The organism is Thermus brockianus, assembly GCF_001880325.1.
GTDB lineage: Bacteria > Deinococcota > Deinococci > Deinococcales > Thermaceae > Thermus > Thermus brockianus.
Map to the genome: position 1 here is coordinate 686,970 of NZ_CP016312.1, position 13,681 is coordinate 700,650.

At 65.0% G+C, this 13,681-nt stretch carries 10 protein-coding genes, 1 tRNA gene and 2 rRNA genes; 10 read left to right on the forward strand and 3 right to left on the reverse strand.

Annotation, left to right across the window (positions count from 1 at the left end):
* The first annotated feature begins 14 nt into the window (after window positions 1-14).
* From A0O31_RS03500 to A0O31_RS03525, 6 genes are read left to right on the forward strand one after another with little or no spacing between them, the layout of a single operon-like run.
* Entirely contained in the window at window positions 15-497 is a 483-nt protein-coding gene (locus tag A0O31_RS03500; RefSeq protein WP_071676685.1) for a YqeG family HAD IIIA-type phosphatase, read from the forward strand.
* Window positions 494-3,163 carry a type IV pilus assembly ATPase PilB gene (pilB, locus tag A0O31_RS03505; RefSeq protein ID WP_071676686.1) on the forward strand — a complete coding sequence of 890 codons (2,670 nt, stop codon included), beginning with the start codon at window positions 494-496 and terminating at the stop codon, window positions 3,161-3,163. The genes A0O31_RS03500 and pilB overlap by 4 nt, the downstream gene beginning before the upstream one ends.
* An 11-nt stretch (window positions 3,164-3,174) precedes the next feature.
* Window positions 3,175-4,260 carry a type IV pilus twitching motility protein PilT gene (locus tag A0O31_RS03510; RefSeq protein ID WP_071676687.1) on the forward strand — a complete coding sequence of 362 codons (1,086 nt, stop codon included), beginning with the start codon at window positions 3,175-3,177 and terminating at the stop codon, window positions 4,258-4,260.
* Between the two features lie 17 nt (window positions 4,261-4,277).
* Complete coding sequence (gene gatB, locus A0O31_RS03515; protein ID WP_071676688.1) at window positions 4,278-5,687, forward strand: Asp-tRNA(Asn)/Glu-tRNA(Gln) amidotransferase subunit GatB; 1,410 nt, start codon at window positions 4,278-4,280, stop codon at window positions 5,685-5,687.
* Window positions 5,688-5,692: 5 nt separating this feature from the next.
* Complete coding sequence (gene purM / locus A0O31_RS03520; protein WP_071676689.1) at window positions 5,693-6,694, forward strand: phosphoribosylformylglycinamidine cyclo-ligase; 1,002 nt, start codon at window positions 5,693-5,695, stop codon at window positions 6,692-6,694.
* On the forward strand, window positions 6,691-7,320 hold the full coding sequence (locus A0O31_RS03525; RefSeq protein WP_071676690.1) for a histidine phosphatase family protein: 630 nt from the start codon (window positions 6,691-6,693) through the stop codon (window positions 7,318-7,320). Before purM ends, A0O31_RS03525 begins: the two co-directional genes overlap by 4 nt.
* Window positions 7,321-7,351: 31 nt before the next feature.
* Here A0O31_RS03525 and A0O31_RS03530 read toward each other — a convergent pair.
* The 3 genes from A0O31_RS03530 to A0O31_RS03540 form a co-directional block, all read right to left on the reverse strand.
* A tRNA-Gly gene (locus tag A0O31_RS03530) sits at window positions 7,352-7,427 on the reverse strand.
* An 11-nt stretch (window positions 7,428-7,438) separates the two neighbouring features.
* Window positions 7,439-7,555 (reverse strand): 5S ribosomal RNA (rrf, locus tag A0O31_RS03535).
* An 84-nt stretch (window positions 7,556-7,639) separates the two neighbouring features.
* A 23S ribosomal RNA gene (locus A0O31_RS03540) occupies window positions 7,640-10,516 on the reverse strand.
* A 191-nt stretch (window positions 10,517-10,707) separates the two neighbouring features.
* Between A0O31_RS03540 and purB the strand changes: the two genes are divergently transcribed.
* The 4 genes from purB to purQ are packed head-to-tail and all read left to right on the forward strand — an operon-like array spanning window position 10,708 to window position 13,673.
* Window positions 10,708-12,018: an adenylosuccinate lyase gene (gene purB / locus A0O31_RS03545; RefSeq protein WP_071676691.1), complete on the forward strand. Its 1,311-nt coding sequence runs from the start codon at window positions 10,708-10,710 to the stop codon at window positions 12,016-12,018.
* A 36-nt stretch (window positions 12,019-12,054) separates the two neighbouring features.
* Window positions 12,055-12,750 (forward strand): phosphoribosylaminoimidazolesuccinocarboxamide synthase, encoded by a 696-nt coding sequence (gene purC / locus A0O31_RS03550; RefSeq protein WP_071676692.1) that lies wholly within the window; start codon window positions 12,055-12,057, stop codon window positions 12,748-12,750.
* A complete protein-coding gene (gene purS / locus A0O31_RS03555) occupies window positions 12,751-13,002 on the forward strand; it encodes a phosphoribosylformylglycinamidine synthase subunit PurS (protein ID WP_071676693.1) in 252 nt (83 codons plus the stop codon).
* On the forward strand, window positions 12,999-13,673 hold the full coding sequence (purQ, locus tag A0O31_RS03560) for a phosphoribosylformylglycinamidine synthase subunit PurQ (protein ID WP_071676694.1): 675 nt from the start codon (window positions 12,999-13,001) through the stop codon (window positions 13,671-13,673). Before purS ends, purQ begins: the two co-directional genes overlap by 4 nt.
* The last annotated feature ends 8 nt before the right edge of the window (window positions 13,674-13,681 follow it).

Genomic DNA, 13,681 nt, shown 5'->3' on the forward strand with positions numbered 1-13,681 from the left:
GGCACAATAAGGCCATGCTTTTCCCCCGGGAGGTCCTCCCTTCCCTCCTCCACCTCACCCCCGCTTGGCTTGAGGCACGGGGGCTTAAGGGGGTTATCCTAGACCTGGACAACACCCTCTTGCCCTACGGGGAAGAGGTGCTCCCCAGCGAGTACGCCGCTTGGCTTTCCGCTCTGAAGGAAGCGGTGCCCATCTACCTCCTCTCCAACGCCCTGCCCGAGCGCTTCGCCCGGGTGCAAAGGCGGCTTGGCCTTCCCGGCCACGCCCCCGCCCTGAAACCCTGGCTGGGCTTTCACAAGGCCCTTAGGGCCCTAGGCCTTCCCGCCCGGGAGGTGGCGGTGGTGGGGGACCAGGTCTTCACCGACATCCTGGGGGGGAACCTGGTGGGGGCCTACACCGTCCTGGTGCCCCCCTTGCGGGAAAAGGAATTCTTTTACACGCGTTTCATACGGATGCTGGAGACTCCATTTAGGAAACCTTGGGGAGGGAGTCCATGAGCGTGCTGACCATTGGCGACAAGCGGCTTGGGGCCATCCTTTTGGACGCCGGGCTCCTCACGGACGAGGAACTCCAGCTGGCCCTGGAGAAGCACCGGGAGGTGGGGGGAAGCCTGGCGGAGGTCATCGTGGAATCGGGCCTCCTCTCGGAAAGGCGCATCGCCCAGGCCATTGAGGACCACTTCGGCATCCCCCTGGTGGAACTCCACCAGCTGGAAATCCCCCCGAAGGTGAAGGCCCTATTACCGGCGGAGAAGGCCAAGGAGCTGGGCGCCATCCCCTTTGCCCTGGACGAGGAGGCGGGGGTGGTGCGGGTGGCCTTCGTGAACCCCTTGGACACCTTGGCCCTCGAGGAGGTGGAAGACCTCACGGGCCTGGTGGTGGAGCCCTACCAAACCACCAAGAGCGCCTTCCAGTACGCCCTGGCCAAGAACTACCCTGAGCTCGGCCTACCCCTTCCGCCCCCACCCACGGGGCCAAGCCAAGGGGAACTCCGCCTAGGGGAGTTCCTTCTGGAAAAGGGCCTCATTGACCGGGAAACCTTGGAAGAGGCCTTGGTGGAACAGGAGCGGACGGGGGACCTCTTAGGCCAGATCCTGGTGCGAAAGGGGCTTTCCGAGGAGGTCCTCTATCGGACCCTGGCCGAGCAAAAGGGGCTAGAATTCCTGCCCTCCACCGAGGGGCTAACCCCCGACCCCGCCGCCACCGCCCTCCTCCTGCGCTCGGATGCCCTGCGCTATAGCGCCGTTCCCGTGGCCATCCGCGAGGGCAAAGTGGAGGTGGTCCTGGCCGACCCCCGGCACAAGCAGGCGGTGGAGGAGCTTCTGGGCCGCCCGGCCCGTTTCTACCTCACCCTGTCCAAGGCCTGGGAAGCCCTCTTCCACCAGGCCTACCCAGAGAAGGGCCGTATAGGAGAGGTCTTGGTTCAGGAAGGCCGCCTGAGCCGGGAACACCTGCGGGAAGCCTTGGAGGTGCAAAAGCGCCTCCCCAAAGCGAAGCCCTTGGGGGAGATCCTGGTGGAGCTTGGCCTGGCCCGCCCCGAGGACGTGGAGGAGGCCCTCAAGAAGCAACGCCAAGGGGGAGGCCGCCTGGAAGACACCTTGGTCCAGTCGGGCAAGCTCAAGCCCGAGGCCCTGGCCCAGGCGGTGGCCCACCAGCTGGGCTACCCCTATATTGACCCCCAGGAAAATCCTCCAGACCCCGGCGCCGCCCTCCTCCTCCCCGAGGACCTAGCCCGGCGCTACGGCGTCTTCCCCCACCACCTGGAGGGGAAAACCTTGGTCCTTCTCATGAAGGACCCCCGGAACATCCTGGCCCTGGACGACGTGCGCCTGGCCTTGAAGCGGAAGGGCCTGGGGTACGAGGTGACCCCCGCCGTGGCCACCGAGGCGGCCATCGTCAAGCTCATTGAGCGCTTCTACGGCAAGGAGGAGCTGGGCGAGCTGGCCAAGGAGCTCTCCAAGGGGTACCAGGCGGAGGAAGAAGCCCTCACCACGGAGCTGGACGAAAGCGCCGCCCAGCGCTTCGTCAAGCAGGTGATCCGGGAGGCCTACCTTCAGGACGCCTCCGACATTCACATAGAACCCCGCCAGTCGGACGTCCTGGTGCGCCTACGCATTGACGGTACCCTGCGCCAATACACCACCTTGTCTAAAGGGGCCTTGGGCCCGGTGATCAGCGTCATCAAGATCATGGGCGGGCTCAACATCGCGGAAAAGCGCCTCCCCCAGGACGGCCGCGTCCGCTACCGGGAAGGGGCCATTGACGCGGACCTCAGGCTTTCCACCCTCCCCACGGTCTACGGGGAAAAGGCGGTGATGCGCCTTTTGAAGAAGGCGGCGGACATCCCCGAGATAGAGGGGCTGGGCTTCGCCCCCGGGGTCTTTGAGCGCTTCCAGGAAGTGATCTCCAAGCCCTACGGCATCTTCCTCATCACCGGCCCCACGGGAAGCGGCAAGAGCTTCACCACCTTCTCCATCCTGAAGCGCATCGCCACCCCCGACAAGAACACCCAGACCATTGAAGACCCCGTGGAGTACGAGATCCCCGGCATCAACCAGACCCAGGTGAACCCCCAAGCCGGGCTCACCTTCGCCCGGGCCTTGCGCGCCTTCCTGCGCCAGGACCCGGACATCATCATGGTGGGGGAGATCCGCGACCCGGAGACCGCCAAGATCGCCACGGAGGCGGCCCTCACCGGCCACCTGGTCATCGCTACCCTGCACACCAACGACGCCGCCCAGGCCATCACCCGCTTGGACGAAATGGGGGTGGAGCTTTTCAACATCTCCGCCGCCCTCATCGGCGTCCTTTCCCAGCGCTTGGTGCGCAGGATCTGCGAGCACTGCAAGGTGGAGGTGAAGCCCGACCCCGAGGTCCTCCGCCGGCTCGGTATCCCCGAGGAGGAGATGCAAGGAGCAAAGCTCTACAAGGGCACGGGGTGCGAGCGCTGCGGGGGCACGGGGTACAAGGGCCGCTACGCCATCCACGAGCTGTTGGTGGTGGACGACGAGATCCGGCACGCCATCGTGGCGGGCAAGTCGGCCACGGAAATCAAGGAGATCGCCCGCAAGAAGGGCATGAAGACCTTGCGGGAAGACGGCGTCTACAAGGCCCTCCAGGGGATTACCACCCTCGAGGAGGTCCTGGCGCGTACCATTGAGTGAAGGAGGCAGTCATGCCCAAGAATCCGGATATCGTGGACCTTCTGACCCTGGCCGTGGAACGGGGGGCGAGCGACCTGGTCATCACCGTAGGGCTTCCCCCCATGATCAAGGTGGACGGGGAGTTCCACCCCACGGAGTACGAGCCCCTAAGCCCCCAGGACACCCGGCGCCTCATGTACGCCCTGATGGACGAGAAGCAACAGCGCATCTTTGAGGAGGAGAAGGAGCTGGACTTCTCCTTTAGCCTCCCCGGCAAAGGGCGCTACCGGGTGAACGTCTTCCTCCAGCGGGGAAGCGTGGGCGGGGTCCTCCGGGTGGTGCCCGCCGTCATCAAGAGCTTTGAGGAGCTGGGCCTGCCCAAGAACATCGCCGAGATCGCCATGGCCCCAAGGGGCCTGGTCCTCGTGACGGGCCCCACGGGAAGCGGTAAGAGCACCACCTTGGCCTCCATGATCGACTACATCAACGAGCGCAAGCCGGTGCACATCGTCACCATTGAGGACCCCATAGAGTTTTTCCACCGCCACAAGAAGGCCATCATCAACCAGCGGGAGATCGGCGCCGACACCCACGGCTTCCACAAGGCCCTACGGAGCGTCCTGCGCCAGGCCCCGGACGTGATCCTGGTGGGGGAGATGCGGGACTACGAAACCATCGCCGCCGCCATCACCGCCGCCGAAACCGGCCACCTGGTCATGGGCACCCTGCATACCAACTCCGCCCCGGAAACCATTGACCGCATCATCGACGTCTTCCCGGAAAACCAGCAGGAGCAGGTGCGGGTGCAGCTTTCCAACAACCTGGTGGCCGTGCTCACCCAGCAACTCCTCCCCAAGGCCTTTGGCGGGGGGCGGGTCCTGGCCTACGAGCTCATGATCGCCACCCCAGCGGTGCGGGCCCTCATCCGCGAGGGCAAGAGCCACCAACTGAGGAGCGTGATCCAAACGGGGGGCCAGTACGGCATGATCACCATGGACGCCTGCCTGGCCGACCTCTACAAGCGCAAGCTCATCACCTACGAGCTAGGCCTCGCCCGGGCCGTGGACCCCAAGGAGTTCATGCGCCTCGCTGGGGTGCAGGAAGGGGCGAAGCGCTAACGGGTAAACTTTAGGGCATGTACGAAGCCGTCATCGGCCTCGAGGTCCACCTCCACCTGAAAACCCGGACCAAGGCCTTTTGCGGCTGCCAAGCCGACTACTTTGGGGCCGAGCCCAACACCCACGTCTGCCCCATCTGCCTAGGCCTTCCCGGGACCCTGCCCGTCCCCAACCGGAAAGCGGTGGAGTTCGGCCTGCGCCTCGCCCTGGCCCTGGGAAGCCGGGTGCCGGAGAAGCTCCTCTTCCACCGCAAGAACTACTTCTACCCCGACCTGCCCAAGAACTACCAGATCAGCCAGTACAACCTGCCCTTGGGGGAAGGGGGGGCCTTGCCTTTGGGAGGGCGAAAGGTGCGCATCAAACGCCTCCACCTGGAGGAGGACGCCGGGAAAAGCCTCCACCTGGAGGGCCGCACCCTCCTAGACCTGAACCGGGCGGGAAGCCCCCTCCTTGAGCTCGTCACCGAGCCCGACCTCACCACCCCCGAGGAGGCCCGGCTCTTCCTCCAGCGCATCCAGGCCCTGGTCCAGACCCTGGGCATCTCCGAGGCGAGCCCCGAGGAGGGAAAGCTACGGGCCGACGTGAACGTCTCCGTGCGCCGGGCAGGGGAGCCCTTGGGCACCAAGGTGGAGATCAAAAACCTGAACTCCTTTAAAAGCGTCCAGCGGGCCCTGGAGTACGAGATCCGCCGGCAAACGGAAATCCTTAGGCGGGGGGAAAAGGTCAAGCAGGCCACCCTGGGCTTTGAGGAGGGTAGCGGCAAGACCTACCCCATGCGCACCAAGGAGGAGGAGGCGGACTACCGCTACTTCCCCGAGCCCGACATCCCTCCCATCCCCATCCCTCGCCCTTGGGTAGAGGAGATCCGGGCCAACCTTCCCGAGCTCCCTTGGGAAAAGGAAGCCCGCTACCGCTCCCTGGGCATCAAGGAAAAGGACGCCGAGGTCCTGGCCTACACCCCCTCCCTCGCCCGCTTCCTGGACCGGGCCCTGGCCCTAGGGGAAGCCTCCCCCCAGGCCCTTGCCAACTGGCTTTTGGCCGACGTGGCGGGCCTCCTTAACGAACAGGGCCTCACCCTGGAGGAAACCCGCCTCACCCCCGAAGGCCTTTCCCGCCTGGTGGCCCTTTTCGAACGGGGAGAGATCACGAGCCGGGTGGCCAAGGCGCTCCTTCCCGAGGTCCTGGAAGGCCAAGACCCCGAGGCCCTGGTGCGGGAACGGGGGCTAAGGGTGGTGGCGGACGAGGCCGCCCTAAAGGGGGTGGTGGCCGAGGTGATCGCCGCCATGCCCGAGGCGGCGGAAAGTGTGCGCCAAGGCAAGCTCAAGGCCTTGGACGCCCTGGTGGGCCAGGTGATGCGGAGGACCAAGGGCCAGGCCCGGCCCGACCTGGTGCGCCGCCTCCTCCAGGAGGCCCTTGGGGTAGGATAGGGCCGATGCGCTACGAGGAGGCCGGGGTCCACATAGAGGCCAAGGCCGAGGCCCTCAGGCGGGCCAAGGCCGCCATCGCCGCCACCTACACGGAGGAAGTCCTTAGAGGCCTAGGGGCCTTTGGCGGGCTCTTTGACGCCAGGGCCCTAAAGGGGATGGAGCACCCCGTCCTGGTGGCCACCACAGACGGGGTGGGCACCAAGACCCTCCTCGCCCTCGAGGCCGGGGACGTTTCGGGACTCGGCTTTGACCTAGTCAACCACTCGGTGAACGACCTCCTCTGCCAGGGGGCTAGGCCCCTCTTCTTCCTGGACTACCTGGCGGCAAGCCGCCTGGAAGAGCCCATCCTCGCCGCCCTCCTCACCTCCTTGGCCGAGGCCTGCCGGACCCTTTCCATCCCCCTTTTGGGCGGGGAGACGGCGGAGATGCCCGGGGTCTACCGGGAAGGGGCCTGGGACGTGGCGGGCACCCTGGTGGGGGTGGTGGAGCGCTCGGAGATCCTGGGCCCCGAGCGGGTGCGGGAAGGGGACGTCCTCCTCGCCCTCCCCTCCTCCGGCCCCCACACCAACGGCTACTCCCTCATCCGCAAGGTGGTGGCCGGGCAGGACCTCCTCGTCCCCGTGCCGGAGCTGGGGGAAAGCCTCAAGGAGGCCCTCCTCCGCCCCCACCGGGCCTACCTAAAGGAGTTCTTGCGCCTCAAGGAAGGAGGGGTGGAGATCCACGCCATCGCCCACATCACGGGCGGCGGGCTTCCGGAAAACCTCCCCCGGGCCCTTCCCGAAGGCCTGGGCGCCGAAATCCAAAGGGGCAGTTGGCCCATTCCCCCCATCTTTCCCTACCTGCAACGCTTAGGGCAAATCCCCGAGGAGGAGATGTACCGGGTCTTCAACATGGGCCTCGGGCTCATCCTCATCCTCCCCGAAGGCGAAGCGGAAAAGGCCTTGGCCCTGGTGGAGGGCTACCGGGTGGGCCGGGTGGTCCCTGGGAACGGAGTGCGCCTCCTATGAAGGAGCTTTGGCTCATCCGCCACGGCGAAACGGAATGGAACGTAAAGAAGCGCTTCCAAGGCCATTTGGACGTCCCCCTCTCCCCCGTGGGCATCGGCCAGGCCTTCCGCCTGGCCCAGCGCCTGGCCCGAAGCCGCCTCGCCTTTGACAGCCTCTTCTCCTCCGATCTGCGCCGGGCCAAGGAAACCGCCGAGCCCTTGGCGTCGGTCCTGGGCCTTCCCCTAAGGACCACCCCCCTCCTTCGGGAGATTGACGTGGGGGAGCTCGCCGGCCTGGGCCGGGAGGAGGCCGAGGCCCGTTTCCCCGAGTTCGTGCGAAAGGCCCAGGAAGACCCCTGGCACACCCCCCGCCCTGGAGGAGAGAGCATGGCGGACCTCGCCCAGCGCCTCCTCACCTTCTGGGAAAGCCTTCCCCCAGGCCGCCACCTCTTGGTGACGCATGGGGGCGTGATCCGGGCGGCCCTCAAACTGGCCTTGGACCTGGAAGGCCACGCCTGGCGCCGGGTGCACATCCCCAACACCTCCATCACCCGCATCCAGTTACCCAACCGGGAAGTGCTCGGCGTATCCGACGTGGCCCACCTGGAAACCTGGGCCGACTGGCTTTCCGACGAGAGCGTGCAATAAAAAAACCCGGGCCATAGGCCCGGGCAAAGGTTGGAGCGGGAGACGGGACTTGAACCCGCGACCCCGACCTTGGCAAGGTCGTGCTCTACCGACTGAGCTACTCCCGCAAAGGGAAAATCCCCCGCACCGACCTACTCTCCCAGGACCCTGCGGTCCCAGTACCATCGGCGCTGGCGCGTTTCACTTCCGTGTTCGGAATGGGAACGGGTGGTTCCACGCCGCTATGGGCACGGGGGATTCTCGTGTTTTGCTTTTCAAAATCCCTGCGCCCGCCTTGGCGACGGGGGAGGAAAGCTGGGGTGGACTCATCAGGGCAAAGAGGGTCAAGACCTCGGACGATTGGGACCGGTCAGCTCAACGCCTCACGGCGCTTACACCTCCGGCCCATCCACCGGGTAGTCTTCCCGGGTCCTTACCGGCTTCACACCGTGGGAGGCCTCATCTTGGGGCGGGTTTCCCGCTTAGATGCTTTCAGCGGTTATCCCTCCCGCACATGGCTACCCAGCTTATGCCCCTGGAGGGACAGCTGGAAAACCAGAGGTGCGTCCCTTCCGGTCCTCTCGTACTAGGAAGAGCCCCCCTCAAGCCTCCTGCGCCCGTGGCGGATAGAGACCGAACTGTCTCACGACGTTCTGAACCCAGCTCGCGTGCCGCTTTAATGGGCGAACAGCCCAACCCTTGGGACCTTCTTCAGCCCCAGGATGCGACGAGCCGACATCGAGGTGCCAAACCTCCCCGCCGCTGTGGACGCTCGGGGGAGATCAGCCTGTTATCCCCGGGGTAACTTTTATCCGTTGATCGATGGCCCTTCCACACGGGACCACCGGTTCACTAGGCCCGGCTTTCGCCCCTGCTCGGCTTGCAGGCCTCACAGTCAGGCTCCCTTCTACCCTTGCGCTCTCCGGCGGATTTCCGTCCCGCCTGAGGGAACCTTTGGGCGCCTCCGTTACCCTTTAGGAGGCGACCGCCCCAGTCAAACTGCCCGCCAAGCGCTGTCCCCACTCCCGTGGGTTAGGCCCCCAGCCGCACCAGGGTGGTATTTCACCGGCGCCTCCACCGCCCCCGAAAGGGCGGCTTCACAGGCTCCCACCTATCCTACGCAGGCGCGACCAAGAGCCAACACCAGGCTGCAGTAAAGCTCCACGGGGTCTTTTCGTCCTGCCACGGGTAGGCCGCATCTTCACGGCCAGTTCAATTTCACCGGGTCCCTCGCCGAGACAGCGCTCCGGTCGTTACGCTTTTCGTGCAGGTCGGAACTTACCCGACAAGGAATTTCGCTACCTTAGGACCGTTATAGTTACGGCCGCCGTTCACCGGGGCTTCGGTTCAGGGCTTGCACCCCTCCCCTTGACCTTCCGGCACCGGGCAAGCGTCGCTCCCTATACCTCCTCTTACGAGTTCGCAGAGAGCTGTGTTTTTGGTAAACAGTCGCCAGAGCCTATTCACTGCGGCTCCCCTCGCGGGGAGCACCCCTTCTCCCGAAGTTACGGGGCTAACTTGCAGAGTTCCTTGGCGAGGGTTCTCCCGCGCGCCTTAGTGCTCTCGCACCCGCCCACCTGTGTCGGTTTGCGGTACGGGTTCCCGTGGGTTGTGCTTAGAGGCTTTTCTCGGCTCCCTGGCTTCGGAGGGTTGTCACCCTCACGGGCTTCCCCACCACGCAGAGCTCTTGGGAGGCGGATTTGCCTACCTCCCACCCTGCGCTTCTGGCCGGGCTCGTCCATGGCTCCGGTCCCCCTAGCCTAGAGCGTCCCCCCATCGCACCCACGGGAAGGGCCGGAATATTAACCGGCTGCCCTTCGGCTACGCCTCTCGGCCTCACCTTAGGTCCCGCCTAACCCTACGCTGACGACCATTGCGTAGGAACCCTTGGGCTTACGGCGACAGGGATTCTCACCCTGTTTATCGTTACTCATGCCGGCATTCGCACTTCCCTTACCTCCAGCCGCCCTCGCGGGTCGGCCTTCATCGGCATCGGGAACGCTCCCCTACCGCCTAGGGCATACACCCTAGACCCGCAGCTTCGGCGCTGGGCTTAAGCCCCGATCATTTTCGGCGCAGCGTCACTCGACCAGTGAGCTATTACGCACTCTTTAAAGGATGGCTGCTTCTAAGCCAACCTCCTGGCTGTCTTCGCGACGCCACATCCTTTCCCACTTAGCCCAGACTTCGGGACCTTAGCTGGCGGTCTCGGTTGTTCCCGCGCTTGGACACGGACGTTATCGCTCGTGCCCTCACTCCCAGGCTCCACCTGGGACCCTTCGGAGTTTGACAGGGTTTGGTAGGCTGGTAGGCCCCCTAGCCCTATCAGTGCTCTACAGGCCCCAGTCAGCACCTGAGGCTGACCCTAAAGTCATTTCGGGGAGAACCAGCTATCTCCGGGTTCGGTTAGCTTTTCACTCCTAACCCCAGCTCATCCGAGGGGTTTGCATCCCCCACCGGTTCGGGCCTCCACTGGGTTTCACCCCAGCTTCACCCTGGCCAGGGCTAGCTCACCCGGTTTCGGGTCCACGGCCGCGGACTAAACGCCCTGTTCGGACTCGGTTTCCCTACGCCTCCGCCTCAACGGCTTAAGCTCGCCCACGACCGTGAGTCGCCGGCTCATGCTTCAATAGGCACGCCGCAACCCTCAACGGGCCGCGACTGCTTGTAAGCCCACGGTTTCAGGCTCTATTTCACTCCCCTCCCGGGGTTCTTTTCACCTTTCCCTCACGGTACTGGTCCACTATCGGTCACCCGGAGTACTTAGCCTTAGGCGGTGGTCCGCCCAGATTCCCCCATGGCTCCACGAACCACAGGGTACTCGGGTACCCTCACCTATCCCCTCACCTTTCGCCTACAGGGCTTTCACCTTCTCTGGCGCTGCTTCCCAACAGCTTCGGCTAGGCTAGGGATTCGGTATCCGAGGGCCCCACTACCCCGCCCGGACAAGCCAGACGGTTTAGGCTAGTCCCCTTTCGCTCGCCGCTACTCAGGGAGTCGCTTTCGCTTTCCTCTCCTCTGGGTACTGAGATGTTTCAGTTCCCCAGGTTCCCCCCGCCAAACGGCGGTGACCCGTGTTCCCACGGGCCGGGTTCCCCCATTCGGACATCCAGGGATCTACGCCCGCTACCGGCTCCCCCTGGCTTATCGCAGGTAGCCACGTCCTTCATCGGCTCGGGTGCCAAGGCATCCACCGTGGGCCCTTAGCATCTTGACCCTCAAAGGCCACGCTCCCGCATGGCCTCACATCCTCAACCATCCACCCCAGCTTTCAAGATCCCCCGCCGCCTACCAGGCAGCGCAAAGAAAAGACTACCAAGACCCCTGGAACGTGTCAAGTACCCCCACCCCCTGGGCCCCAAAAACCCGGGGTAGCGGGACAGGAGCCCAAGCCGGTAGCCTTTAGGCATGGTGCCCCGCTACCAGACCCCGGAGATGGCGGCCCTTTGGTCCGAGGAAAACCGCTACCGCATGTGGGCCCTGGTGGAGGCTTACGCCCTCGAGGCCTGGGAGGCCCTGGGCCAGGTGCCCCGGGGCCTTGCGGCGAGGCTTCTCCAAACCCTGGAGGAAAAACCCCTCACCGAAGCCTTCGCCCAAAGGGTGGCGGAGATAGAGGAAACCACCCGCCACGACCTGGTGGCCTTCACCCGGGCCCTGGTGGAGTGGACCGGGGACGAGGAGGTGGGGCGCTACCTCCACCTGGGCCTCACCAGCTCGGACATCGTGGACACGGCGCAAAACGCCCTTTTGGTACGGGCTTTGGACCTCATCCTGGAGGCGCTTAAGGGGGTGCAGGAGGCCCTCAAGGCCCTCGCCCTCCGCTACAAGCACACCCCCGCCATCGCCCGCACCCACGGGGTCCACGCCGAGCCCACGAGCTTCGGCCTCCGCTTCCTCTCCTTCTACGCCGCCTTCCTTAGGGACGAGGAACGGCTTCAAAGGGCCAGGGAAACCATGGGCGTGGCCATGCTCTCGGGTTCCGTGGGCAACTACGCCCACGTCCCCCCCGAGGTGGAGGCCCACGTGGCCAAGCGCCTTGGCCTCAAGGTGGAGCCCATCTCCACCCAGGTGGTGCCCCGGGACCGGCATGCGGAGGTCCTCGCCGCCCTGGCCATCCTGGGGGGCAACCTGGAGCGGGTGGCGGTGGAGCTAAGGCACCTCCAGCGCACGGAGGTCCTCGAGGCCCAAGAGCCCTTCCGCGAGGGCCAGACGGGAAGCTCCTCCATGCCCCACAAGAAAAACCCCGTAGGCCTGGAAAACCTCACGGGAATGGCCCGGCTCCTTAGGGGCTATTTGCACCCCGCCCTGGAGAACATCGCCCTCTGGCACGAGCGGGACATCTCCCACTCCTCAGTGGAAAGGGTCATCCTCCCCGACGCCACCACCGCCCTCCACTACGCCTTAAGGCGGCTTAAGGGCATCCTGGAGGGGCTCAAGGTCTTTGAGGGAAACCTCCAGCGGAACCTGGACCTCACCCGGGGCCTCGTCTATTCCCAGCAGGTGCTAAACGCCCTCATCGCCGAAGGCCTGCCCCGGGAAAGGGCCTACGCCCTGGTGCAACGGAACGCCTTGAGGAGTTGGGAAGAAGGGAAAAGCTTCCTAGAGCTTTTGGAAGCCGACCCGGAAAACCCCCTCAAGGGGGAAAGGCTAAGGGCGCTTTTTGACCCCAGGGCCTTCCTCCGCCACGTGGACGCCATCTACGCCCGCTTTGGGCTTTAGAATGGGGGAAAGGGCCTTTGGGCCATAAGGAGGGGCATGGAGAAGCTTTACGAGGGCAAGGCCAAGGTCCTCTACCCGGAAGGGGAGGACACCCTAAGGGTCTATTTCAAGGACGAGGCCACCGCCTTCAACGCGCAAAAGCGGGGGATAATCCCCGGTAAAGGGGTGGTGAACAACAAGGTTTCCGCCGCCCTCTTCCGCCTCCTAGAAGAACGGGGCGTCAAGACCCACTTCGTGGAGGAGCTCTCGGAGCGGGAGATGCGGGTGAAGCGGGTGAGGATCCTCCCCTTGGAGGTGATCCTCCGCTACAAGGCGGCGGGGAGCTTCGCCAAGCGCTACGGGCTAAAGGAGGGCACGCCCCTCAAGGCTCCCTTGGTGGAGTTCTCCCTCAAGAACGACGCCCTGGGGGACCCCTTGATCTGCGAGGACGCCGTCCTCGCCCTAGGGCTCGCCACGCCCGAGGCCCTAGAGGCGGTGAAGGCCACCACCTTGCGGGTGGGGGAGATCCTGAAGGCGTTCTTCGCGGAAAGGGGCCTGGAACTGGTGGACTTCAAGCTGGAGTTCGGGGAAAGGGAGGGGGAAATCCTCCTCGCCGACGAGATCAGCCCCGACACCATGCGCCTTTGGGACATGGCCACGGGGGAGCCCATGGACAAGGACCGCTTCCGCAAGGACCTGGGGGGCGTGGAGGCGGCGTACCAGGAGGTCCTGAGGCGGGTTTTGGGAGGGTAGATGCCAAGGTACCAGGCCACGCTCCTCATAGAGCTCAAAGACGGCATCCTGGACCCGCAGGGCCGGGCGGTGGAGGGGGTCTTAAAGGACCTCGGCCACCCGGTGGAGTCCGTGCGGGTGGGGAAGGTTTTGGAAATCGTCTTCTCGGCGGAAAACCTCCTCCAGGCCGAGGAGAAGGCCAAGCTCCTCGGAAGCCTCCTCGCCAACCCGGTGATGGAGGTCTACGCCCTCGAGGCCCTAAAAGAGCTATGAGGTGGGCCATCGTCCGCTTCCCCGGCTCCAACTGCGACGAGGACGCCCGTTTCGCCCTGGAGAAGGCGGGCATACAGGCGGCCTTCGTCTGGCACACGGAAAGGGACCTCAAGGGCTTTGATGGGGTCTTCCTCCCCGGGGGCTTTAGCTACGGGGACTACCTGAGGGCGGGGGCCCTGGCCGCCAAGAGCCCGGTGATGGAGGCGGTGCGCCGCTTCGCCGCGGAAGGGCGGTACGTGATCGGCGTCTGCAACGGCTTCCAAATCCTCACCGAGGCGGGCATCCTCCCCGGGGCCCTCCTGGCCAACCTCAACCTCCACTTCACCTGCAAGGAGGTGGGGGTGCGGGTGGAAAGGAACGATCTCCCCTTCACCCGCCGCTACGCCCAAGGGCAGGTGCTCCGCCTGCCCATCGCCCACGCCGAGGGGCGCTACTACGCCGACCCCGAGACCCTAAGGAGGCTAGAGGAAGAGGGGCGGGTGGTCTTCCGCTACGCCCCTTTAGCCGGGGAAAGGGACTATAACCCCAACGGGAGCCTGAACGACATCGCCGGCATCGTGAACGAGCGGGGCAACGTCCTCGGCATGATGCCCCATCCCGAGCGGGCCGTGGACCCCATGCTGGGAGGGGAGGACGGGCTTCCCCTCTTCCTGGGGCTTTTAGCGGTTTAGAAGGAGGT